Annotated in this window: 22 protein-coding genes and 1 tRNA gene; 8 read left to right on the top strand and 15 right to left on the bottom strand. The window is 61.5% G+C overall.

Features of this window, described 5'->3' with window-relative positions; translation table 11 throughout:
• Positions 1 to 169: 169 nt before the first annotated feature.
• The 5 genes from CXQ81_RS09620 to dapA all read right to left on the bottom strand — a co-directional run bounded on the left by CXQ81_RS09620 (position 170) and on the right by dapA (position 3,857).
• Positions 170 to 259 (bottom strand) — tRNA-Ser (locus CXQ81_RS09620).
• A gap of 84 nt (positions 260 to 343) precedes the next feature.
• Positions 344 to 1,057, bottom strand: a complete 714-nt coding sequence (gene purC / locus CXQ81_RS09615) for a phosphoribosylaminoimidazolesuccinocarboxamide synthase (RefSeq protein ID WP_101337092.1) — start codon at positions 1,055 to 1,057, stop codon at positions 344 to 346.
• Between the two features lie 28 nt (positions 1,058 to 1,085).
• Entirely contained in the window at positions 1,086 to 1,844 is a 759-nt protein-coding gene (locus CXQ81_RS09610; protein ID WP_053259949.1) for an MBL fold metallo-hydrolase, read from the bottom strand.
• 4 nt (positions 1,845 to 1,848) lie between these two features.
• Positions 1,849 to 2,961 (bottom strand): outer membrane protein assembly factor BamC, encoded by a 1,113-nt coding sequence (gene bamC / locus CXQ81_RS09605; RefSeq protein WP_007930240.1) that lies wholly within the window; start codon positions 2,959 to 2,961, stop codon positions 1,849 to 1,851.
• A 17-nt stretch (positions 2,962 to 2,978) separates the two neighbouring features.
• Positions 2,979 to 3,857, bottom strand: a complete 879-nt coding sequence (gene dapA, locus CXQ81_RS09600; RefSeq protein ID WP_009042590.1) for a 4-hydroxy-tetrahydrodipicolinate synthase — start codon at positions 3,855 to 3,857, stop codon at positions 2,979 to 2,981.
• Positions 3,858 to 4,184: 327 nt separating this feature from the next.
• Between dapA and CXQ81_RS09590 the strand changes: the two genes are divergently transcribed.
• Together CXQ81_RS09590 and CXQ81_RS09585 are read left to right on the top strand one after the other, a co-directional pair.
• On the top strand, positions 4,185 to 4,745 hold the full coding sequence (locus tag CXQ81_RS09590; RefSeq protein ID WP_007930238.1) for a glycine cleavage system protein R: 561 nt from the start codon (positions 4,185 to 4,187) through the stop codon (positions 4,743 to 4,745).
• A 10-nt stretch (positions 4,746 to 4,755) separates the two neighbouring features.
• Positions 4,756 to 5,229 (top strand): peroxiredoxin, encoded by a 474-nt coding sequence (locus CXQ81_RS09585; protein WP_007930237.1) that lies wholly within the window; start codon positions 4,756 to 4,758, stop codon positions 5,227 to 5,229.
• A gap of 90 nt (positions 5,230 to 5,319) precedes the next feature.
• On the opposite strand, the gene CXQ81_RS09580 is transcribed toward CXQ81_RS09585, so the two are convergent.
• Together CXQ81_RS09580 and CXQ81_RS09575 are read right to left on the bottom strand one after the other, a co-directional pair.
• Positions 5,320 to 6,390, bottom strand: a complete 1,071-nt coding sequence (locus tag CXQ81_RS09580) for an AI-2E family transporter (protein WP_007930236.1) — start codon at positions 6,388 to 6,390, stop codon at positions 5,320 to 5,322.
• Positions 6,391 to 6,431: 41 nt separating this feature from the next.
• Complete coding sequence (locus CXQ81_RS09575; RefSeq protein WP_007930235.1) at positions 6,432 to 6,671, bottom strand: sulfurtransferase TusA family protein; 240 nt, start codon at positions 6,669 to 6,671, stop codon at positions 6,432 to 6,434.
• A gap of 97 nt (positions 6,672 to 6,768) precedes the next feature.
• Here CXQ81_RS09575 and CXQ81_RS09570 point away from each other — a divergent pair, with 97 nt between their 5' ends.
• Positions 6,769 to 8,202, top strand: coding sequence for a M48 family metalloprotease (locus CXQ81_RS09570; protein WP_007930234.1), 1,434 nt, complete (start codon positions 6,769 to 6,771; stop codon positions 8,200 to 8,202).
• A gap of 76 nt (positions 8,203 to 8,278) precedes the next feature.
• On the opposite strand, the gene CXQ81_RS09565 is transcribed toward CXQ81_RS09570, so the two are convergent.
• The 4 genes from CXQ81_RS09565 to rpoE all read right to left on the bottom strand — a co-directional run bounded on the left by CXQ81_RS09565 (position 8,279) and on the right by rpoE (position 12,123).
• On the bottom strand, positions 8,279 to 9,706 hold the full coding sequence (locus tag CXQ81_RS09565; protein WP_007930233.1) for a DegQ family serine endoprotease: 1,428 nt from the start codon (positions 9,704 to 9,706) through the stop codon (positions 8,279 to 8,281).
• Positions 9,707 to 9,951: 245 nt separating this feature from the next.
• Positions 9,952 to 10,914, bottom strand: a complete 963-nt coding sequence (locus tag CXQ81_RS09555; RefSeq protein WP_007930232.1) for a MucB/RseB C-terminal domain-containing protein — start codon at positions 10,912 to 10,914, stop codon at positions 9,952 to 9,954.
• Positions 10,915 to 10,922: 8 nt separating this feature from the next.
• Positions 10,923 to 11,510, bottom strand: coding sequence for a sigma-E factor negative regulatory protein (locus CXQ81_RS09550; RefSeq protein WP_007930231.1), 588 nt, complete (start codon positions 11,508 to 11,510; stop codon positions 10,923 to 10,925).
• Positions 11,511 to 11,541: 31 nt separating this feature from the next.
• Positions 11,542 to 12,123: an RNA polymerase sigma factor RpoE gene (gene rpoE, locus CXQ81_RS09545; RefSeq protein WP_007930230.1), complete on the bottom strand. Its 582-nt coding sequence runs from the start codon at positions 12,121 to 12,123 to the stop codon at positions 11,542 to 11,544.
• A 569-nt stretch (positions 12,124 to 12,692) separates the two neighbouring features.
• Here rpoE and nadB point away from each other — a divergent pair.
• On the top strand, positions 12,693 to 14,309 hold the full coding sequence (gene nadB / locus CXQ81_RS09540; protein WP_007930229.1) for an L-aspartate oxidase: 1,617 nt from the start codon (positions 12,693 to 12,695) through the stop codon (positions 14,307 to 14,309).
• Here the strand turns inward: nadB and CXQ81_RS09535 are convergent.
• The gene (locus tag CXQ81_RS09535) at positions 14,278 to 14,730 is read right to left on the bottom strand and encodes a protein YgfX (protein WP_101337090.1); all 453 of its coding nucleotides are present in this window, start codon (positions 14,728 to 14,730) and stop codon (positions 14,278 to 14,280) included. The two genes, nadB and CXQ81_RS09535, sit on opposite strands and share 32 nt — an antisense overlap.
• A complete protein-coding gene (locus CXQ81_RS09530) occupies positions 14,714 to 14,968 on the bottom strand; it encodes a succinate dehydrogenase assembly factor 2 (protein WP_007930227.1) in 255 nt (84 codons plus the stop codon). Before CXQ81_RS09530 ends, CXQ81_RS09535 begins: the two co-directional genes overlap by 17 nt.
• Before the next feature lie 149 nt (positions 14,969 to 15,117).
• On the opposite strand from CXQ81_RS09530, the gene CXQ81_RS09525 reads away from it, so the two are divergent.
• Together CXQ81_RS09525 and CXQ81_RS09520 are read left to right on the top strand one after the other, a co-directional pair.
• Entirely contained in the window at positions 15,118 to 16,059 is a 942-nt protein-coding gene (locus CXQ81_RS09525; protein ID WP_101337089.1) for a folate-binding protein YgfZ, read from the top strand.
• A gap of 37 nt (positions 16,060 to 16,096) precedes the next feature.
• Positions 16,097 to 16,918 (top strand): HDOD domain-containing protein, encoded by an 822-nt coding sequence (locus CXQ81_RS09520; RefSeq protein WP_062823349.1) that lies wholly within the window; start codon positions 16,097 to 16,099, stop codon positions 16,916 to 16,918.
• 33 nt (positions 16,919 to 16,951) lie between these two features.
• Here the strand turns inward: CXQ81_RS09520 and CXQ81_RS09515 are convergent, their stop codons facing one another.
• Entirely contained in the window at positions 16,952 to 18,337 is a 1,386-nt protein-coding gene (locus CXQ81_RS09515) for a sensor histidine kinase (RefSeq protein ID WP_007930222.1), read from the bottom strand.
• Positions 18,330 to 19,001 carry a response regulator gene (locus CXQ81_RS09510; protein WP_007930220.1) on the bottom strand — a complete coding sequence of 224 codons (672 nt, stop codon included), beginning with the start codon at positions 18,999 to 19,001 and terminating at the stop codon, positions 18,330 to 18,332. Before CXQ81_RS09510 ends, CXQ81_RS09515 begins: the two co-directional genes overlap by 8 nt.
• A 236-nt stretch (positions 19,002 to 19,237) precedes the next feature.
• Here CXQ81_RS09510 and CXQ81_RS09505 point away from each other — a divergent pair, with 236 nt between their 5' ends.
• Both CXQ81_RS09505 and CXQ81_RS09500 read left to right on the top strand, forming a co-directional pair.
• The gene (locus CXQ81_RS09505) at positions 19,238 to 20,530 is read left to right on the top strand and encodes an OprD family porin (protein WP_101337088.1); all 1,293 of its coding nucleotides are present in this window, start codon (positions 19,238 to 19,240) and stop codon (positions 20,528 to 20,530) included.
• An 80-nt stretch (positions 20,531 to 20,610) separates the two neighbouring features.
• A complete protein-coding gene (locus CXQ81_RS09500) occupies positions 20,611 to 21,600 on the top strand; it encodes a tripartite tricarboxylate transporter substrate binding protein (protein ID WP_101337087.1) in 990 nt (329 codons plus the stop codon).
• The last annotated feature ends 24 nt before the right edge of the window (positions 21,601 to 21,624 follow it).

Genomic DNA, 21,624 nt, shown 5'->3' with positions numbered 1-21,624 from the left:
TGGGCTGGAGTTGACTGGGAGGGTCAGTATGCTCGATGTGAATCGAGTGGCCCCGCAGTCAGCTTTTCGAAATCCAAATGGGGGAACAAGCGGGGGGAATAAAAACAGCCAGAAACGACGAAGCCCCTGAAAACTTTAACGTTTTCAGGGGCTTCGGCTACTTCAATAATGGCGGAGAGATAGGGATTCGAACCCTAGGTACCCGCGAAGGTACAACGGATTTCGAATCCGTCCCATTCGGCCACTCTGGCATCTCTCCAACGGCGCGCATCATAACAGCACCTTTGCCCGAAGCGAAGCCCCTCGGGCAAATTTTTTCCGTGCTATCAGTCGGTTGCGTCGATTACAGCGGTACGCCCAGACGCTTTGCGACTTCTTCGTAGGCTTCGATCACATCACCGAGGCCCTGACGGAAGCGGTCCTTGTCCATCTTCTTCTTGGTGTCCTTGTCCCAGAGGCGGCAACCGTCCGGGCTGAATTCGTCACCCAGGACGATGGAGCCGTCGCTGAACACACCGAACTCCAGCTTGAAGTCCACCAGCAGCAGGCCAGCGTCGTCGAACAGCTTGCTCAGGACTTCGTTGACCTTGAGCGACAGTTCTTTCATGCGCGCCAGTTGCTCGGCGGTGCCCCAGCCAAAGGCCACGACGTGGGATTCGTTGATGAACGGGTCGCCCTTGGCGTCGTCCTTCAGGAACAGTTCGAAGGTGTATGGATTGAGCTTCAGGCCCTCTTCCACACCCAGGCGCTTGACCAGGCTGCCGGCGGCGTAGTTACGCACGACGCATTCGACCGGGATCATGTCCAGCTTCTTCACCAGGCACTCGTTGTCGCCCAGCAGCTTGTCGAACTGAGTCGGCACGCCGGCCTCTTCGAGCTTCTGCATGATGAAGGCGTTGAACTTGTTGTTCACCATGCCTTTGCGATCGAGTTGCTCGATACGCTTGCCGTCGAACGCCGAGGTGTCGTTGCGAAACAGCAGGACCAGGCGGTCGGCGTCGTCGGTCTTGTAAACCGATTTGGCTTTGCCACGGTAGAGTTCTTCACGTTTTTCCATGATGGGCTCCGCTTGCTAAGTAGGTGGGCTAGGCGATGTGGCGCCAGTCGAGCCCTGAATCTTGATCGGCCAGTTGCAGCCAGTCCGGGTCGCACCCGAGGGTGTCGACAAAACATTGCCGGGCCAGCTGCGGCAGGTTGTTCTTGCTGCTGAGATGGGCCAGTACCAGATGCTGCAGGTCCTGCCAGCCCAACTCGGCCACCAGGCTTGCGGCCTGATGGTTGTTCAAATGTCCCATTTCCCCACCGACCCGCTGCTTGAGGAAATACGGGTAGTAACCTCGGGCCAGCATGTCGCGGCAGTGATTGGCCTCGATCATCAAGGCATCCAGCCCGCGATAGCGGTCGATCACCGTGTTGCAGTAGGAACCCAGGTCGGTCAGCAGGCCAAAACGCCGCCGGCCGTCACTGAACACGTACTGCACAGGCTCCAGCGCATCGTGGGCGACGCGGGTCACGTCGATGCTCAAGGCACCGACCTGAAGCGTCTCGCCCCCGGCGAGAAAACCCGCAGCGTCCACCGGTTTGCGCATCCCGCGCAACGTGCCGCGACTGAGGTAGACCGGTAAATTGTAGCGCCGAGACAGTAAACCCACGCCATGCACGTGGTCGGCATGTTCGTGGGTTACCAGAATCGCGCTCAGCTGCGCGGGGGCTACCCCCAGGCGCAGCAGGCGCCGCTCGGTTTCGCGCAAGGAGAAACCACAATCCACCAGGACGTAGGTGTCGTCACTGGCTATCAGCGTGCCATTCCCTTGACTGCCACTGCCGAGAACGGCGAAACGCATCGGATCAGCCCAGGTTGTCCTGAATCACAGTCAAGACCTTGCGCGCCACTTCAGGCGGAGCAACGGTGTTGATGTCTTTCTCGACGGTGACCTGGACGTTGTCGCCCACCTTACTCAGGCGAACCTGATAACGCTCGGCGCGGGCCTCGATTTCTTCCTTGGCCGGTGCGCTGCCGAACAACTTGCCGAAGAAGCCCGGCTCGTCGTTTTTCTTCTCGGCTTTTTCCGCCAGGTTGATGTAGTACAGGCCCAGGCTGCGGTTGATGTCTTCAACGCGCCACTCGCCCTGTTCCAGGGCACGGCCGACGCTCGACCAGGCGCGGTCGAGGTCTTCGCCGAGGTTGAGCACCACGTTGCCGCTGCCGTCTTCGGTGAGGCTGACACGGCTAGGGGTATCGAAATCACGCGCGGCCAGCAGGGAGACCGAACCGCCCTTCTCGGCGCTGCGGCTCATGCTGGCGAGCATTTCGTCGACCAGCGCGGCATCCAGGCTGGTGTTGACCGAGCGGTTGGTGAAATCGACGTTGGAGGTGCTGCCGACAGGACGTTCGGCGCTGACCACGTAGACTTCACTGGTATTGCGCTGCACGCCTGGCTCGATACGCACCCGCACGCGGGTTTCGTTATCGGCCGAACCTACGCTGCCCAGGCGCTTGGCCATGGATGCGGAGAGTTCGTCGGAACGCTGCCAGGCGGTGGTGAACTCGCCGGTTTGCGGACGTTGTTCGTCAATACGGAAACCGTTGTCCTGGAAGAACTGCATGGCCACCGGCCAGACTTCGGCCGGGGCGTGCTGGGCCATGACCCAACGCGCATCGCCGCTCTTCTGCAGGGTGTAGTCGCTGGCATCGGCCACCGAGCCCAACGGCTGCGGACGCGGCACGATGTATTCGCCCTTGACGGTGTCGTCGGCCACATTGCGCGGAATCGGCAGCAGCGGATCGAGGCGCTTGGAGGTGCTGACATCCGACGGCAGTTGCATCGGTGCGGTCTGTTGCGCTTGCAGGTAATCGCTGCCGCGGTCACGGAAGTAGCCTTCCGGCCCCCAAATCCAACCGCAGCCACTGGTGCTGGAGATAATCAAGGCAAGTGCGGAAAGTCCGGCCAATCGCTTCATGCGTAGTACTTCCTCAATTAAACCAATACGCCGGACTGGCGCATGGCCTGCCGCAGCGGTTCGTGACAGGCAGCACTGAGCCAGGTGAGCGGCAGACGGATACCGTTCGCCATCAAGCCCATCTCGCACAGGGCCCATTTCACGGGAATAGGGTTGGATTCGATAAACAGAGTCTTGTTGAGCGGCATCAGCTTCTCGTGGATCGCCCGGGCGGTGGCGGCATCGCCACGCATCGCGGCGGCGCACATCTCGCTCATGGCTTTTGGCGCCACGTTGGCGGTCACCGAAATATTGCCCTTGCCACCCAGCAGGATCAGTTCGACGGCGGTTGCGTCGTCACCGGAGTACACCAGGAAGTCGCTGCTCACGCCGGCCAGGATGTCCTTGGCGCGCTGCAGGTCACCGGTGGCTTCCTTGATGCCGATGATGTTCGGCACGGTCGACAGGCGAATCACGGTCTCGGCCTGCATGTCGCAAGCGGTGCGGCCCGGCACGTTATAGAGGATCTGCGGGATATCGACGGCTTCGGCGATGGCACGGAAATGCTGATACAGGCCTTCTTGCGTCGGCTTGTTGTAATAAGGGGTCACCAGCAGGCATGCGTCGGCACCGGCGATCTTCGCATTGGTGGTCAGCTCGATCGCTTCGCGCGTCGAGTTCGCGCCGGTACCGGCGATCACCGGGATACGCCCTGCAACCTGAGCGACCACGCGACGAATCACTTCGATGTGTTCGTTCACATCGAGGGTAGCCGACTCACCTGTAGTGCCGACCGCCACAATGGCGTTGGTGCCCTCTTGCAGGTGGAAGTCCACCAGTTTGCTCAGGCTGTCCCAGTCGAGACGACCCTGTGCATCCATGGGTGTGACCAGTGCCACCATACTGCCCGCAATCATGCAACCGCTCCTGCCGGAAAAAGAGAGCGGTAATGGTACTGGCGCCAAGATGCTTGCACAAGCGAAGTACCGCGCTGCGAGCATTCCCCTGAGCGATGTATTTCGCTACCCTTCAGGCTTTGATCGGTACTGCTAAGCTTGTACGCCGGGTTCCAGCCTCCCTTTTCGGCATCCGAAGCCCCAATCCTGCGTTGCCGCCCTTCGCTCTCGCCTTTTATGGAGCTCGTCGCAACCTGGCGGTTCAGGGCTTCTGAAACCGCATCCGGACGTTTACCCAGTACTCAAGCCTGCAAAAGTATCGACCGCTCATCGCTTTAGGAATGCTGCATGTCCACCCCCACAGTCCGCGAACAATTCCTTGTCATCAGTGCCCTCGGCGCCAACCCCATGGAGCTGACCAACGTCCTGTGCCGCGCCAGCCATGAAAACCGCTGCGCCGTGGTGACCTCCCGCCTGACCCGCCATGGTGAGTGCAGTGCGCTGGTCCTGGAGGTTTCCGGCAGCTGGGATGCCCTGGCGCGCCTGGAGGCCGGCCTGCCGTCGCTGGCGAAGAAATACGCCTTCACCGTCAACGTGGTGCGCAGCGCGGCCCTGGAAAACCGCCCGCAGGCCCTGCCTTATGTGGCTTACGTCAGCGCCGCCTACCGCCCGGACATCGTCAATGAACTGTGCCAGTTCTTCATCGACCACCATGTCGAGCTGGAAAACCTGACCTGCGATACCTATCAGGCCCCGCAGACCGGCGGCACCATGCTCAACGCCACCTTTACCGTGACCTTGCCGGCCGGCACCCAGATCAGCTGGCTGCGCGATCAGTTCCTGGACTTCGCCGACGCAATGAATCTCGATGCGCTGATCGAACCCTGGCGCCCACAGAACCCAATGTAAGGAAGCCCCAATGGCCGTTGCCATCGACCAACCTGTTGCCCACTTCGAAGCCCCGGCCACCAGCGGTCAGACCGTCAGCCTGGCCGCGCTCAAGGGCAAGCAGGTGGTGATCTACTTCTACCCCAAGGACAGCACCCCGGGTTGCACCACCGAGGGCCAGGGCTTTCGCGATCAATACGCCGCGTTCAAGGCCGCCAACACCGAGGTGTTCGGCGTCTCCCGCGATGGCCTGAAGTCCCACGAGAACTTCAAGTGCAAGCAGGAATTCCCCTTCGAGCTGATCAGCGACAAGGACGAAGCCGTCTGCCAGCTGTTCGACGTGATCAAGCTGAAGAAGCTCTACGGCAAGGAATACATGGGCGTCGATCGCAGCACCTTCCTGATCGACAAAAATGGCGTGCTGCGCCAGGAATGGCGTGGCGTGAAAGTGCCAGGCCACGTGGATGCGGTACTGGCTGCTGCGCAGGCGCTGAACAAGGCCTGAGCGTGGTAGCCGACTAAAAGGTAACCGATTAAAAAAAGGGGGGCGGCTGATTCAGCCGCCCCCCTTTTTCATTTCCAGAGCAGGGCCGCTCTAGAGCAAGGGCGCCACAACCGGCTCCTTGCGCGGCCAGGCATCCAGTACCGCCTTGAACAGGGTGGCCAGGGGAATCGCGAAAAACACCCCCCAGAAGCCCCACAGCCCGCCAAACAACAGTACTGCACAGATGATCGCCACCGGATGCAGGTTCACCGCCTCGGAGAACAGCAGCGGCACCAGCACGTTGCCGTCCAGGGTCTGAATGATCCCGTAGACCGCCATCAGATAGATGAACTGGTCGCTCCAGCCCCACTGGAACAAGGCAATCAGCGCCACCGGCACGGTCACCACCACCGCCCCGACGTAAGGCACCACCACCGAAATCCCCACCAGCAGCGCCAGCAGGGCCGCGTAGTTCAGTCCCAGGGCCACGAAGGCGATGTAGGTCACCCCGCCGCAAATGACGATTTCGATCACCTTGCCACGAATGTAATTGGCGATCTGCCGGTTCATCTCCTGGGCCACCCGGGTGATCAGAGCCCGCTCGCGCGGCAGGTAACCGCGCACCCACTGGCTGATCATCGCCCGGTCCTTGAGGAAGAAAAACACCAGGATCGGCACCAGCACCAGATAGATCATGATGTTGACCAGCAGCGGCAGGCTGGACAGCGAGAAGGTCAGCGCCCACTGGCCGAACTTGCCGATCTCGCCGCGTGCCACCTCGATCGCCTGCAACACCTGTTCGTCGGACACCAGGTGCGGATAACGCTCCGGCAACAACAGAAGCAACGATTGCCACTTGGCGAGCATTCCCGGCAACTCGTTGAACAAGGTAATCAATTGATGCCACAACAGCGGTACGACGACCACGATGAACACCAGCAGCAGCCCCATGAACAAGGCAAAGACCAGGCCCACCGCCGCCCCACCAGGCAAACGCCAGCGTTCCAGCGTGAGCACCAGCCCCTGCATCAGATAGGCCAGCACCATCCCCGCCAACACCGGCGCGAGCATACCGCCCAGGGTCAGCACCGCGGTGAAGGCCAGGAACAACAGAACGGCCAGTACCACGGCCTCTTCATCGGAGAAGTAGCGCTGAATCCAGTCGCGTAACACTTTGAACATCAATGATCCTTAGACAGAGGCGCGATGATTTCCGGGGCGGTTCAGGCCTTCTTCAGCCAGTAACGATAGACCCCAGCCTCGTCTTCCTCGCGAAGCAGGGTATGACCGGCCAAACGGGCAAAGGTGCGAAAGTCGCGCTGGGAGCCGGCATCCGTGGCGATCACCTTGAGCACCGCGCCGCTGGCCAGGCGATTGAGTTCCATCTTGGCCTTGAGCAGCGGCAGCGGGCAGTTCAGTCCGCTGGCATCGAGCTCGGCGTCGTGGGCTACAGCATCAGTCATTGCGTCACTCCGGGAGGGTCGTCGAGGTGCCTAGAATATCTGGTCCAAGGCCTGGTGTCCGGCTACAGTAGACTCTTTGTCGACTAAGGCTTTGTGCATGACTTTTTTGCGCCCTACCCTGCTGACGCTCGCTTGCCTGCTCGCCTCACCAGGCTTCGCCGACGACCTGCCATCACTCGGTGACGCCAGTTCTGCCATTGTCTCGCCCCAACAGGAACACCAACTGGGCCGCGCCTGGCTGGCGTTGCTGCGCAGCCAGGTTTCGCAACTCAACGACCCGCAACTCAAGGATTACGTCGAAACCAGCGTCTACAAACTGGTCGAGACCAGCCAGGTCAACGACCGACGCCTCGAGTTCATCCTGATCAACAGCCCGCAGCTCAACGCGTTTGCCGCTCCCGGCGGGATTGTCGGGGTCAACGGTGGACTGTTCCTCAACGCCCAGACCGAAGGCGAATATGCCTCGGTTCTGGCTCACGAATTGGCGCACCTGTCGCAACGCCACTTCGCCCGTGGCGTCGAGGCTTCGCAACGCATGCAGGTGCCGATGATGGCCGCCCTGCTGGCCGGGATCGTGATCGCCGCGGCGGGCGGTGGCGACGCCGGGATCGCCGCCATTGCCGGCACCCAGGCCGCGGCCATCCAGGAACAACGGCGCTTCTCCCGGCAGAACGAGCAGGAAGCCGACCGCATCGGCATCCTCAACCTGGAAAAGGCCGGTTATGACCCGCGCTCCATGCCGACCATGTTCGAGCGCCTGATGCGCCAGTACCGTTTCGACGCCAAGCCGCCGGAGTTCCTGCTGACTCACCCGGTCACCGAATCGCGGATCGCCGACACCCGCAACCGCGCCGAACAGGCCAAGGCCGGCGGCAAGGAAGACAGCCTGCGTTACCAGCTGATTCGCGCACGAGTACAGCTGATCTACGAAGAGTCCCCCGGCATGGGTGCCAAGCGTTTCCGCGCCCAGCTCGACGAAAACCCGAAAAACGACATCGCCCGCTACGGCCTCGCCATCGCCCAGATCAAGGGCAGCCAGTTCAACGATGCCCGGGAAAACCTCAAGCAGCTGCTGGCCAAGCAACCTAACGACATCACTTACAACCTGGCCCAGATCGACCTGGATACCGCCACCAGCCGCTTTTCCGACGCCCAGGCCCGGGTAGATAAAATGCTTGCGCAGTATCCTGGCAACTACCCACTGAACCAGGTCAGGGTCGACCTGCTGCTCAAGCAGAATCGCCCGGCGGACGCCGAAAAGGCCCTGGAAAGCCTGCTCAAGACCCGCTCCGACGATCCGGACGTCTGGTACTCGGTGGCGGAAACCCGCGGTCTGTCGGGCAATATCATCGGCCTGCATCAGGCGCGGGCCGAATACTTTGCCCTGGTCGGCGACTATCGCCAGGCGATCCAGCAGCTGGATTTCGCCAAACGTCGCGCCGGCAGCAACTTTCCCCTGTCTTCACGGATCGATGCACGTCAGCGTGAGCTGATGGACCAGGAGCAGATGGTCAAGGACATGATGCGCTGAGCCCAACCGGCGCCCACAAAAAAGCCCGCCTCTTTCGAGGCGGGCTTTTTATTGCGCGATCAATCCGCTACACGGACTACTCGGCCAGCTTGAAGGTAATGAAGCTGGCACGTCCCTGACGCAGAACCCGCATCGATACCGAACGGTTCTTCGGCAGCGCCTGGGCGATTTCAGTGAAGTTCTTGGTCGAAGTGATCGCCTGATTGTTCAGGTGAGTGATCACGTCGCCCGGCTGCAGGCCGATCAGCGCGGCTGGGCCATCCTGAACTTCCTTGATCACCACACCGCCCTTGAGGTCGTAGGTTTTCTTCTGCTCATCGGTCAGCTCGACCACCGCAACGCCCAGACGGTTGCTGCTGCGCTCAGCACCGGACTTGCCAATGGCGTCCAGGGCCTTGTCTTCGTCCGGAATCGCACCAACGGTCAATTCGACGTTCTTGCGCTTGCCGTCACGAATCACTTCCAAATTGGCTTTCGCACCCGCCTTGAGGGCACCGACCAGATGCGGCAGGTCCGCCGACATGATAATCGGTTGACCGTTCATGCTCAGGATCACATCACCCACCTGCAAGCCGCCCTTGGCCGCCGGGCCGTCGTCCTGGATCTGGGCCACCAGCGCACCGGCCGGTTTCTCCAGGCCGAAGGACTCCGCCAGGTCTTTGTTCACTTCCTGGATAACCACGCCCAGCCAGCCGCGGCTGACTTTGCCACCGGCTTTCAGCTGGTTGGAAACGTCCATGGCGACATCGATCGGGATAGCGAAGGACACACCCATGAAGCCGCCGGAACGGGTGTAGATCTGCGAGTTGATACCCACCACTTCACCGGCCAGGTTGAACAGCGGACCACCGGAGTTACCTGGGTTGATCGGCACGTCGGTCTGGATGAACGGCACATAGTTTTCGTTCGGCAGGCTACGACCGATGGCACTGACGATGCCCTGGGTGACGGTGTGGTCGAAACCAAACGGCGAGCCGATAGCCACTACCCACTGGCCGGCCTTCAGGTCCTGGGATTTGCCCAGCTTCAGCACCGGCAGGTCCTTGCCATCGATCTTCAGCAACGCCACGTCGGAGCGTGGATCGGTGCCAATCAGCTTGGCTTTCAATTCGCTGCGGTCGGCCAGGCGGACCAGGATTTCATCCGCGTCGGCAATCACATGGTTGTTGGTCAGGATGTAACCGTCCGACGAAATGATGAAACCAGAACCCAGGGACTGGGCTTCACGCTGGCGATCACCCCGTGGCGAACGCGGCTGCGGCGGCATGCCACGCTCGAAAAACTCGCGCAGCATCGGCGGCAGACCTTCGAGGTCCGGCATCTGGGCGGAAACCTTGCGGTCCGGGAGCTTCTGCGTGGTACTGATGTTGACCACTGCAGGCGACGCCTGCTCGACCAGTTGTGTGAAGTCAGGCAAGTCCGCCGCCTGCGCGGTAACGGCCTGACCGAGCACCAGCACAGTAGCGAAAATGGAGAGATAGGATTTCAAACGTGGTATCGACATACGGCTCCCATTACAACGAGCGTGATTAAGCGATAGGGACAAGAAATACCAGGCGATTCGCGCAGTACTTTTGTCCCGGAAACGACAAACAAGGCCAGAACCTAGTGGCTCTGACCTATAAGAAAAAACAGGGGGTTTTGCAAATGAAAATGCTCACCGAACATTTAGATATCTCGATTGCAGAGCTGGCATTGCAGACCTCTTACACAACCAACATTAACGCTCGATGAACACCCGGGGCTTACTCACTGCGCCTTGGGCGCAGCGGCGTCGGTACGCATCGACAAGGCGATCCTTTCGGCGGTACCGATAGGTATCTCACCCACCACCGTTACCATCATTTCGCCTTCAGGCGTGGTCAGGCGTCGGGATACCGCCACGGTCGGACCCAGTTGAGTGCGGGTGTCGGTCACCGTCGCGCCATTGAGCGGTTCGAGGAACACCGAGAAGCGGGCCAGGCCATCGTCATACATGAGGCTGTTGACCATGGTCTTGGTGTCGGGATCTTTACGCGCACTGCTGCTGGTCAACTCGAAGCCTGGCGGCAGCCAGTCGGAATGCCAGGCCTGCGCAGCCTTCACCGCGGAGGCCTTGTCGCTGTCCAGGGCCACGGCCTTGCATTCGGCGCTGGCCTGCAGCTCGCTGTCCTTCGGCACATCCGCCGTATCCAGGCGAGTGAACTGGAAACGCTCGAGCAACTGCCCCTTATCGTTCAACAGCAGCGATTTCAGCGGCAGGCCCGTCTCGCGGTCCAGATGCAATTCAAAACCATAACGGTGCTGGTCCCGCGGGGTCAGGGAAACAATGACCGCGGAGCGCCCAGCCACACGCGACTTGCCGATGACGGCAAGGTCGTACCAATTCTTGAGTTTTTCTGGATCGAGTGAGTGGGCCGAAGAGTTGGGGGCGTCCCCCAGTCCAGCCACCAGCGTACCGCTGACACATTGGGTACGCCCATCAACACGCACAACCTCTTGAGCGGAACCGTCGAGCTGAATCAGTCGCTCGCGGACCTGGCCATCCTGGACGCGATGCCAGATGTTATGGGTAGAAAAACTACCATTACGCTCGTAGACGAAAGTACCCTGAAAGCTTTGCTGCTGTTCGGCTTGCCCAAGACGTTTCAACCAATCCTGAGCTTCGTCGGCGTGGGCTGGAACAATGAACCAGCCACTGAGCAGAAGCGAGAGTAGAGGGATGGCGCGCATGATCCTCCTTAACGGTTTTCCAGGCTCGCCGCACGAGCATAAGGCAGAGCGCTTTCAGTGCCCTTCAGTGCAGCTTGTTGAGCATGCTGACGCAGGTAGCTTGGCAGACGCTGATCGTGCCAGCCTGGCTGACCTTGCAATACGCCGTTGGCCATAGGGCCAGGGGCTTCCGAACTCTCATTGTAGCCGGCCAATACAGCTGGGCCTTTTACTTGAGGAGCGGCCAGGGTTGGCTGGTTCGATTGCTGTGCCAGTTCGACACCAGCGATCTCATCCTGGTTGTACAGGCGAACACCCGCCAATACGGCAACGGTCACCGATGCGGCAACAGCCAGGCGACCCAGGCTACGCCATGGACCACGAGTGGCCTTGGCCGGTACGGCTTCGTCAGCCAGCGCAGCAGAAACAGCCGCGGCGATGTCCAGACGCGGAAGCAGCAATTCCTTGTGCATGGCCGCCCGGGCGATCTGGTAACGAGCCCAGGTCTCACGGGTTTCCACTTCGTCGACGGCATTCAATACCCGACGTAATTCCAGTTCGTCCGCTTCGTTATCCATCACCGCGGACAGCGATTCCTGCAGGGCTTCACGACTCATGGCGGTTCCTCTCTTGGCTGTCGCCGCTGTCTCAGGTTTCCTGCAACAACGGCTGCAGGGCTTTGTCGATGGCTTCCCGAGCGCGGAAAATCCGGGAGCGCACGGTACCCACCGGACACTGCATGACGCTGGCAATGTCCTCGTAACTCAGACCATCGAATTCACGTAAAGTTAAAGCCGTACGCAAATCTTCTGGCAGTTGCTGAATGGTTCGATGGACGGTGCCTTCGATCTCATCCCGCAGCAATGCGCGCTCCGGCGATTCGAGATCCTTGAGGCCATGATCGCCATCGTAGAACTCCGCATCCTCGGAACTGACATCGCTATCCGGCGGCCGGCGGCCGCGCGAAACCAGATAGTTTTTCGCCGTGTTGATGGCGATACGATACAGCCACGTATAAAACGCACTGTCACCGCGGAAATTACCAAGCGCACGGTAAGCCTTGATAAAGGCTTCTTGTGCAACATCCTGGGCTTCATGGGTGTCGTGCACAAAACGCACGATCAACCCGAGAATTTTGTGCTGGTATTTCAGCACTAGCAGATCGAAAGCTCGCTTGTCGCCGCGCTGAACGCGCTCGACCAGCTGCTGATCCTCTTCCTGGGTTAGCATGAACACTCCTCGATAAGCTCGGAGGAGGCTTGCATAACTAAACGATCAGGCTTGCAAACATAGACTCGGGCTTTTCGCAAAAGTTCTCCCCCTCCAAGCAAGTTTCCTGCGGGCTCTGATTTGGCACGCACGAAAAACGCAGCGCGGGCAAGGCCGGCTGCGCGAATAATCCTGTCGTCGAATTGAGCTGCATGACCACGACACAAGTCCTGCATAAAACCGACGCTGTCCCTTCTATCAGGCAACCTTCTATTGAGTTTGGGGCCGTGTCAAAAGTTCCCAATCTTTATAGCCGTACGGAGCGAACATTGTGTAACCATGAAGAGAAAAAGGTTGCTACATCTTCGATACAGTCGCCAGCTCCCCGATTTGACGGAAAAATCGAGCCACCCATCACTGCCTCGCCAGACCGCTTTTCTCGCCCTCATAATTTCATAATGCCACGAAGGCACCGCTATTGTGCCGATCCCCCCCTCTATATACTAGTGGGCTGCATGGCTGCTTTGACTCGCCGATCCAGGCGTCTTGCGCCAACCCCGACCCGGGTCGCTTTTGAGCGGAATCTTCCAATGAGCCAACAGTTTCAACACGATGTTCTGGTGATAGGCAGCGGCGCTGCCGGTTTGAGCCTTGCGCTGACCTTGCCTGGTCATCTGCGCATTGCCGTATTGAGCAAGGGCGATCTCGCCAATGGCTCGACCTATTGGGCTCAGGGTGGCGTCGCGGCAGTGCTGGACGACACCGATACCGTCGAATCCCACGTCGACGACACCCTCAATGCCGGCGGCGGCCTGTGCCATGAAGACGCCGTGCGGTTTACCGTCGAGCACAGCCGCGAGGCCATTCAATGGCTGATCGACCAGGGCGTACCCTTCACCCGTGACGAGCAATCGGGCAATGAAGACGGCGGTTTCGAATTTCACCTGACCCGCGAAGGCGGCCACAGCCATCGCCGCATCATCCATGCCGCCGACGCCACCGGCGCGGCCATCTTCACCACATTGCTGGAGCAGGCCCGGCAACGCCCGAATATCGAACTGCTGGAACAACGGGTCGCCGTCGATCTGATTACCGAAAAGCGCCTGGGACTGGAAGGCGATCGCTGCCTCGGCGCTTACGTACTCAACCGCGCCACTGGCGAGGTCGATACCTACGGTGCGCGTTTTGTCATCCTCGCTTCCGGCGGTGCCGCCAAGGTCTACCTCTATACCAGCAACCCCGATGGCGCCTGTGGCGATGGCATCGCCATGGCCTGGCGCTCGGGCTGCCGGGTGGCCAACCTGGAGTTCAACCAGTTCCACCCGACCTGCCTCTACCATCCGCAGGCCAAGAGTTTCCTGATCACCGAAGCCCTGCGCGGCGAGGGCGCGCACCTGAAGCTGCCCAACGGCGAACGCTTCATGCCGCGTTTCGATCCGCGTGCCGAACTGGCACCACGGGATATCGTCGCCCGGGCCATCGACCATGAAATGAAGCGCCTGGGTATCGATTGCGTGTACCTGGACATCAGCCACAAACCGGAAGCCTTTATCAAAAGCCACTTCCCGACCGTGTACGAGCGCTGCCTGGAATTCTCCATCGATATCACCAAACAGCCGATCCCGGTGGTACCAGCCGCGCATTACACCTGCGGCGGGGTGATGGTCGACCAGCAGGGCCGCACCGACGTTCCGGGCCTGTATGCCATTGGCGAAACCAGTTTTACCGGCCTGCACGGCGCCAACCGCATGGCCAGCAACTCACTGCTGGAATGCTTCGTCTATGCCCGTTCCGCGGCAGCCGACATTCTCGAACAACTGCCGCAGATCGCCATTCCGATCGCCCTGCCCGTCTGGGACGCCAGCCAGGTCACCGACTCCGACGAAGACGTGATCATTGCGCACAACTGGGACGAACTGCGGCGATTCATGTGGGACTATGTCGGCATCGTACGCACCAACAAGCGCCTGCAACGGGCTCAGCACCGGGTCCGTCTGCTGCTGGACGAAATCGATGAGTTCTACAGCAACTACAAGGTCAGCCGCGACCTGATCGAGTTGCGCAACCTGGCCCAGGTCGCCGAGCTGATGATTCGTTCAGCCATGGAGCGCAAGGAAAGCCGGGGCCTGCACTACACCCTCGATTACCCGAACCTGCTGCCCGAGGCACTGGACACTATTCTGGTGCCGCCCACCTACGGCGACTGAACTTGAGCCGCACGCGCAGGCGCCGATGCACATCGGCCGCCTGCGCGTCCCGTGGCACACAGACCGACCTCACCCAGCGCTCGCCCGGCAGGCGAAAACGCAACACCACCAGCAGCGGCAGCGCCAGGCTGTCAGGCCGCAGTTGCACCGGCCGCCAGCCCTGCCCGGCGCACCACAACTGCCAGCCATCGGCATTACGACGCAGACCGCTGAAGGCCGAGGGATGATTCAGAAAAATCCGCCGCGGCAACGCCCAGACTCCGTGGCCCAGGCACAGCAGCACCCCGAGCAGACGGGCCCAGAGTGGAATATCGAGCATCAGCAAGGCGCCCAGCGCGAACAGCTGGGCCAGGAGATAGGCCGCCAGCAATTGCCTGGAAGGCTGCCAGCGGCATTCGAAGGCGTTACTTGGGTTGGACACGATCCAGGATCATGCGGACCATGCGTTGCAGCTCGGGATCTTCGGATTCGGAGCGTTCCATGAACCAGCCGAACATGTCCTGATCTTCGCATTCGAGCAGCCTGACGTAGCAGGCACGATCAACATCGTTCAGATGCGGATAGACTTCTTTCACGAATGGCACCAGCAACACGTCCAGTTCCAGCATGCCGCGGCGGCTGTGCCAGTAGAGGCGGTTCAATTCAACATCTTCGACCATGGAGCGCTCCTCAAATAGAGCGCAAGTATACAGCCCGACGGACACCAGAACAGTCGGCTTTGGTCGGTCACCACCCATCCTTTGTGAACTACCCATTTCAAGGGCGCCCCCTTATGATGTTCGCCAGACTTTTTACCCTGCGATGACCCATGGCTGATTCCGCTTTTTTCTGCTCCCTGTCCCACGAGGGCGTTCTCGCCGTCCGCGGCCCCGATGCCAGCAAGTTCCTTCAGGGCCAGCTGACCTGCAATCTCAATTACCTCAGCGATAGCCAATCCAGCCTGGGCGCCCGTTGCACCCAGAAAGGCCGCATGCAATCGAGCTTTCGCATCCTGCTCGAAGGCGATGGCTGCCTGCTGGCCATGGCCACCGAGTTGCTGGAGCCGCAACTGGCGGACCTGAAAAAATACGCCGTGTTTTCCAAGGCCAAGCTCAGCGATGAAAGTGCCCTGTGGGCGCGCTTTGGCCTGGGCAACGCCAATACGCTGCTGGCCGGTCTTGGGCTGGAGTTGCCGCCGGAAGACGGAGCGGTCGCCCGCAACGACGGCCTGATCGCCATTCGTGTTTCAGCGGACCGGACCGAGCTCTGGGCCCCCGCAGATAAAGCTGAGGTCCTGCGCGAACAGCTGTCCGCGCAACTGCCCGAAGGCGACCTTAATCAATGGTTGCTGGGCCAGATCCGCGCCGGCATCGGCCAGGTCATGCCGGCCACTCGTGAGCTGTTCATCCCGCAGATGCTCAATCTGCAGGCCATCGGCGGCGTCAGTTTCAAGAAAGGCTGCTATACCGGCCAGGAAATCGTCGCGCGCATGCAGTACCTGGGCAAACTCAAGCGCCGCCTCTACCGCCTGGCCTTGAACGCCGAAGAATTGCCGGAACCCGGCACCCCGCTGTTCTCCCCGACCCACGGCAGCGCCATCGGTGAGGTTGTGATCGCCGCGCGCGCCGAACAAAACATTGAACTCCTGGCCGTACTGCAAGCCGAAGCTGCAGAGGATGGCAATCTCCATCTTGGCGCGCTCGAAGGTCCCGGGCTGCACCTGCTGGACCTGCCTTACCAGCTGGATCGCGATCGAGAAATCCAGCGCTGATTGCCGCAACTTCCTGCAATACCCCTAGAGAACAGAAATGAGTGAGCTGGCGGAAAAGGTCCAACAGGATTTGGTTGAGGCCATCGACAACGATGACCTGGTTCTGCCAACGCTACCGGAAGTGGCCCTGCAGATTCGCCGGGCCGCTGAAGATCCGGAAATCAGCGTCAGTACCCTGAGCAAAGTGATTGGCCGTGATACGGCGCTGTCGGCGCGCCTGATCAAAGTGGTCAACAGCCCCCTGCTGCGCGCCACCCAGGAAGTCACCGACCTGCACACCGCGATTACCCGGCTGGGCGTCAACTACAGCAGCAACCTGGCCATCGGCCTGGTCATGGAGCAGATTTTCCATGCCCGCTCGGAGGTGATCGCGCAAAAGATGCACGACGTCTGGCGCAAAAGCCTGGAAGTGGCCGGCGTCAGTTATGCCCTGTGCCGCAGCCATACCCAGTTGAAGCCCGACCAGGCCGCCCTCGGCGGGCTGGTGCACCAGATCGGCGTACTGCCGATCCTGACCTATGCGGAAGATCACTATGAGCTGCTGTCCGACCCGGTCAGCCTCAACCACGTGATCGAGCACATCCATCCGTTGCTGGGCGACAAGCTGCTGCAAGTCTGGGAGTTTCCGGAACAGCTGGCCAAATTGCCGGGGCAGTACCTGGACTTCCAGCGCCAGTCCGCGCGCCTGGACTACGTCGACCTGGTGCAGGTCGCCAGCCTCTATTGCCACAAGGACACCGACCACCCACTGGCGAAGATCGATATCCTCAGCGTGCCAGCCTTCAAAAAGCTCGGGATCGACCCCGAGAACAAAGTGATGTGCAGCGATCTGGCCGAGTCGCGGTCAATGTTCTATTGAATCAATGCCCTACTGAACCTGTGCCACAAGCCTCTAGCCCGCGTTAAAACTCACCCGCACCTTCAGCCCCGCCTGCGCGCCATCGTGCAGGCTGATCTGCGCCAGATGGGCGCGACAGATTTCACCGACGATCGCCAGGCCCAGGCCGGAACCGGCGACATGGGGGTTGCGTCGGTAGAAGCGCTCGAATACCCGGTCGCGGTCTTCCAGGGGAATCCCCGGGCCGTCGTCCTCCACCTCCAGCACCGCCGGCGCGCTGACCCGCAGGATCACGTTTCCGCCCGGCTTGGTGTGGGCCAGGGCATTGTCCACCAGGTTGCTCAGCAGTTCGTTCAAGAGGGTTGGTTCGCCGCGCAGCCACACCGGCTCATCGGCTTCCAGGGCCAGGGCGATACCCCGGGCGTGGGCCAAGGGCGCCATGGCCATGCCCAACTCGCGGGCCAACTGGCTGAGATCAAGCAATTGCGCGCCGCCCTCGGCAATCGCCCGGGCGCCGTTTTCAATCCGCGCCAGGGACAACAGTTGATTGGCCAGATGGGTCAGACGATCGGTGCCCTGGGCGGCGCTTTCCAGGGTATTGCGCCAGGTCTCGGGCTCCGAGGCCCGCAGCCCCAATTCCAGGCGCGCCTTCAGCGCCGCCAGGGGGGTGCGCAATTCATGGGCGGCGTCAGCGATGAACTGCGCCTGACGCTCGAACTGGCCACGCAGTCGCTCGGTGAAGTGATTGAGCGCCCGCACCAAGGGCCACAACTCGCGTTGCACCTCGACCAGCGGCAAAGGCCGCAAGTCGTCGGGCTGGCGCTCCTCCACCGCGCTGCGCAAACGCTCCAGCGGACGCAACGCGGCGCTGACCGCGAACCACACCAGCAACAACGCACCGATGGCCAGCATGCCCAGGCGCAACAGGGTATCGGCCATCAGACTGCGCGCCATGCGGACCCGCGCCTCGTCGGTCTCCGCCACGCGAATCTCCGCCATGCCGTTCATGTTCGGCTCGCTGACCGCCTTGAGCAGGCTCACCACTCGGACGTTCTGCCCTTGATAAGTAGCATCGTAGAACCGCGCCAGCGCCGGATAATCGTCGGTGCGCGGCGTGCCCGGCGGCGGACCGGGCAGGTTTTCGTAACCGGAAATCAGCTTCTGATGGATATCGTTGACCTGGTAATAGATCCGCCCGGCACTGTCATAGGCGAAGGTATCGAGGGCGACATAGGGCACATTGGCGCTCAGGCCGCCGTCGCGCTGGGACAAACCGGCAGCGATGGTCCGGGCCGAGGCCAGCAAAGTCCGATCGTAAGCCGTATCCGCCGCCTCGCGGCCGTTCCAGTAGGCACTCAGGCCGCTGGCCAGCATCAGCACCACCAGCAGCAGCGCCAGGTTCCACAGCAGGCGCCAGCGCAGGCTGCTGGGCCTATGCATCGCGGCTTTCCAGCAGGTAGCCAAGCCCGCGGAAGGTGACGATGGCCACCGGCTGGCCGTCGAGTTTCTTGCGCAAGCGATGGACATAGATTTCGATGGCGTCCGGGCTGGCCTCTTCATCCAGGCCGAACACCTGGGACGCCAGTTGCTCCTTGCTCATGACCCGACCCGGCCGGGCGATCAGCGCCTCGAGTACCGCCTGCTCGCGGGAGGTCAGGGTCAGCAGCTCTTCACCCAGGGTAAAGCGCCGGGTATCGAGGTCGTAGGCCAGCACCCCGCAGCGCTGCACCCGCTCACCGCCGAGCACGCTGCGCCGCAGCAGGGCCTTGACCCGTGCTTCCAGCTCGGTCAGTTCGAAGGGCTTGGCCAGGTAGTCGTCCGCCCCCAGGTTGAGGCCGTGGACCCGGTCCTTGACATCGCTGCGCGCGGTCAGCATCAGCACCGGCAGGTTCTTGCCCCGGGCACGCAGGCGCGCCAGCACTTCGAAACCATCCATGCGCGGCAGACCCACATCAAGGATCGCCATGGCGTAATCCTCGCTGCCCAGGGCCAGGTCCGCGGCGACTCCGTCGTGCAGCACATCCACGGTCAAACCCGTGCTCTTGAGCGCCTGGGCGACACTTTCAGCCAGCTGCAGGTGGTCTTCGACGAGAAGCACACGCATGGATTTCCTACCTCGTTCAGGGGATCGACGGCACTTTTTATTGCCGCGGAGTTTACAGCCGGGACCGCTGCTGTGAAGCCCGAAAACCGTGAAAGTCTGCTGAAAGGTTAGCGAAAGGTTGGCCCTTTAGAGTCCTGTCACGGATTGTTTCGACTTCCGTGGCTACCTCCCGGTGGCCTCCCGAAAAACGCCTCGAAGCGTTTTCGCCAATAAGAACAATAACGGAGTACAACACGATGCTGTCCATGCAGCCTCAGGCTTGCCAGCCTGTTCGTTTTTCCCGTCTCAGCCACACCGCCCTCGCCAGCGCCGCCGCCCTTGCCGGTTTCTCACCGATCAGCCAGGCCGCCTTCTTCGAAGACAGCAGCGCCACCCTCGAAACCCGCAACATGTACTTCAACCGCGATTTCCGCAGCGGTACCAGTGCCCAGCAATCCAAGCGCGACGAATGGGCCCAGGGCTTCATGCTCAACCTGCAATCGGGCTACACCGACGGCACCGTGGGCTTTGGCGTCGACGCGCTGGGCATGCTCGGCATCAAGCTCGACTCCAGCCCCGACCGCACCGGCACCGGCCTGCTGCCGACCCACGACGACGGGCGCGCCGCCGACGAGTACTCCAAAGTCGGCCTGACCGGCAAAGTGAAAATCTCCGCCACCGAACTGAAGATTGGCAGCCTGATCCCGGAACTGCCGACCATCAAGCCCAACGACGGGCGCATCCTGCCGCAGACCTTCGAGGGCGGCCTGCTGACCTCCAGGGAAATCAAGAACCTGACCTTCACCGGCGGCCGCCTGGAGAAAGCCAAGGATCGCGACAGCACCGACTTCGAGGACATCGCCCTCAACAACAAGAACAGCCGCTTCGCCGGCACCGTCGCCGGCAAGCACTTCGACTTCGGCGGCCTGGACTACAAGTTCACCGACAAGATCACCGGCAGCTACCACTTTGCCCAGCTCGCCGAGGTCTACAACCAGCACTTCTTCGGCCTGCTCGCCTCGCAGCCGATGGGCCCGGGCACCTTCGCCACGGACCTGCGCTTCGCCGTCAGTGACGACCAGGGCCAGGCCCGCGGCGGCAAGATCGACAACAAATCCCTCAACGGCCTGGTGAGCTACGCCCTGAACGGGCATAAACTCAGCGCCGGCTACCAGCACATGTCCGGCGACAGCGCCTTCCCCTACCTCGACGGGGCCGACCCGTACCTGGTCAACTTCGTGCAGATCAACGACTTCGCCGGCGCCGAAGAACGCTCCTGGCAAGCCCGCTACGACTACGACTTCGGCAAGCTCGGCATCCCCGGCCTGACCTTCATGACCCGCTACCTGAGCGGCGACAACATCGCCCTGAAAAACGGCGATACCGGCAAGGAATGGGAACGCAACACCGAGATCAAGTACGTGGTGCAAAGCGGCACCTTCAAGGACGTCGCGGTGCGCCTGCGCAACGCCACCTACCGCTCCAACTATTCGACCCGCGATGCGGATGAAGTGCGCCTGCTGGTGAGCTACAGCCTGGCGCTCTGGTAATCGACCGACCTTGAGCAGGCGCCACGCCTGCCAAGGCCCCTGGCATGCAACACACAACAACAACTCCTGTGGAGACAAGCATGAACCCATCACTGCGTAAATTGGCCCTCGCCGCCGGCTGTATGCTGTTCGCCGGTCAACTGCTCGCCGCCGCCAGCGCCGAACCCAAGCGCCCGGAATGCATCGCCCCGGCCTCCCCCGGCGGCGGTTTCGACCTGACCTGCAAACTGGCGCAGAGCGCGCTGGTCAACGAAAAGCTGCTGACCAAGCCGATGCGCGTGACCTACATGCCCGGCGGTGTCGGCGCGGTGGCCTACAACGCGGTGGTGGCCCAGCGCCCTGCTGACGCTGGCACGCTGGTGGCCTGGTCCAGCGGTTCGCTGCTGAACCTGGCCCAGGGCAAGTTCGGCCGCTTCGATGAAAGCGCGGTGCGCTGGCTGGCCGCGGTCGGCACCAGCTATGGCGCCATCGCGGTGAAGAGCGACTCGCCGTACAAGACCCTCGACGACCTGGTCAAGGCGCTGAAGAAAGACCCGAGTTCGGTGGTGATCGGCTCCGGCGGCACCGTCGGCAGCCAGGACTGGATGCAGACCGCGCTGATCGCCAAGGCCGCCGGGATCAACCCGCGCGACCTGCGCTACGTGGCCCTGGAAGGCGGCGGCGAAATCGCCACCGCGCTGCTGGGCGGGCACATCCAGGTTGGCAGTACCGACATTTCCGACTCCATGCCGCACATCCAGAGCGGCGACATGCGCCTGCTCGCGGTGTTCTCCGACAAGCGCCTGGACGAGCCGGAAATGAAGGACATCCCGACCGCCAAGGAGCAGGGCTACGACATCGTCTGGCCAGTGGTGCGCGGCTTCTACCTCGGGCCGAAGGTCAGCGACGAAGACTACACCTGGTGGAAAGACGCCTTCGACAAGCTGCTGGCTTCCGAAGAGTTCGCCAAGCTGCGCGACCAGCGCGAACTCTTCCCGTTCGCCATGACCGGGCCGGAACTGGACGCCTACGTGAAGAAACAGGTGGCCGACTACAAGACCCTGGCCAAAGAGTTCGGCCTGATCCAGTAATCGCCCCTGTCTAGCGGCCCTGCC

Origin of the sequence: Pseudomonas sp. 09C 129, from assembly GCF_002843625.1 — a bacterium.
In the GTDB taxonomy this organism is placed as follows: Bacteria; Pseudomonadota; Gammaproteobacteria; order Pseudomonadales; family Pseudomonadaceae; genus Aquipseudomonas; species Aquipseudomonas chlororaphis.
Note: the sequence above shows the minus strand (reverse complement) of the source record. Positions and strands in the feature narration are given on the sequence as shown.

Excerpts from the sequence above, each read along its gene's own strand:
- bamC (WP_007930240.1), bottom strand. The coding sequence starts at position 2,961 with ATGAAGCGATTGGCCGGACTTTCCGCACTTGCCTTGATTATCTCCAGC.
- CXQ81_RS09505 (WP_101337088.1), top strand. The coding sequence starts at position 19,238 with ATGCTGTCCATGCAGCCTCAGGCTTGCCAGCCTGTTCGTTTTTCCCGT.
- CXQ81_RS09515 (WP_007930222.1), bottom strand. The coding sequence starts at position 18,337 with ATGCATAGGCCCAGCAGCCTGCGCTGGCGCCTGCTGTGGAACCTGGCG.
- CXQ81_RS09590 (WP_007930238.1), top strand. The coding sequence starts at position 4,185 with ATGTCCACCCCCACAGTCCGCGAACAATTCCTTGTCATCAGTGCCCTC.
- CXQ81_RS09530 (WP_007930227.1), bottom strand. The coding sequence starts at position 14,968 with ATGGTCGAAGATGTTGAATTGAACCGCCTCTACTGGCACAGCCGCCGC.
- CXQ81_RS09500 (WP_101337087.1), top strand. The coding sequence starts at position 20,611 with ATGAACCCATCACTGCGTAAATTGGCCCTCGCCGCCGGCTGTATGCTG.
- CXQ81_RS09555 (WP_007930232.1), bottom strand. The coding sequence starts at position 10,914 with ATGCGCGCCATCCCTCTACTCTCGCTTCTGCTCAGTGGCTGGTTCATT.
- CXQ81_RS09570 (WP_007930234.1), top strand. The coding sequence starts at position 6,769 with ATGACTTTTTTGCGCCCTACCCTGCTGACGCTCGCTTGCCTGCTCGCC.
- CXQ81_RS09525 (WP_101337089.1), top strand. The coding sequence starts at position 15,118 with ATGGCTGATTCCGCTTTTTTCTGCTCCCTGTCCCACGAGGGCGTTCTC.
- CXQ81_RS09520 (WP_062823349.1), top strand. The coding sequence starts at position 16,097 with ATGAGTGAGCTGGCGGAAAAGGTCCAACAGGATTTGGTTGAGGCCATC.
- CXQ81_RS09510 (WP_007930220.1), bottom strand. The coding sequence starts at position 19,001 with ATGCGTGTGCTTCTCGTCGAAGACCACCTGCAGCTGGCTGAAAGTGTC.
- CXQ81_RS09585 (WP_007930237.1), top strand. The coding sequence starts at position 4,756 with ATGGCCGTTGCCATCGACCAACCTGTTGCCCACTTCGAAGCCCCGGCC.
- CXQ81_RS09550 (WP_007930231.1), bottom strand. The coding sequence starts at position 11,510 with ATGAGTCGTGAAGCCCTGCAGGAATCGCTGTCCGCGGTGATGGATAAC.
- CXQ81_RS09610 (WP_053259949.1), bottom strand. The coding sequence starts at position 1,844 with ATGCGTTTCGCCGTTCTCGGCAGTGGCAGTCAAGGGAATGGCACGCTG.
- CXQ81_RS09565 (WP_007930233.1), bottom strand. The coding sequence starts at position 9,706 with ATGTCGATACCACGTTTGAAATCCTATCTCTCCATTTTCGCTACTGTG.
- dapA (WP_009042590.1), bottom strand. The coding sequence starts at position 3,857 with ATGATTGCGGGCAGTATGGTGGCACTGGTCACACCCATGGATGCACAG.
- nadB (WP_007930229.1), top strand. The coding sequence starts at position 12,693 with ATGAGCCAACAGTTTCAACACGATGTTCTGGTGATAGGCAGCGGCGCT.
- CXQ81_RS09575 (WP_007930235.1), bottom strand. The coding sequence starts at position 6,671 with ATGACTGATGCTGTAGCCCACGACGCCGAGCTCGATGCCAGCGGACTG.
- CXQ81_RS09580 (WP_007930236.1), bottom strand. The coding sequence starts at position 6,390 with ATGTTCAAAGTGTTACGCGACTGGATTCAGCGCTACTTCTCCGATGAA.
- rpoE (WP_007930230.1), bottom strand. The coding sequence starts at position 12,123 with ATGCTAACCCAGGAAGAGGATCAGCAGCTGGTCGAGCGCGTTCAGCGC.
- purC (WP_101337092.1), bottom strand. The coding sequence starts at position 1,057 with ATGGAAAAACGTGAAGAACTCTACCGTGGCAAAGCCAAATCGGTTTAC.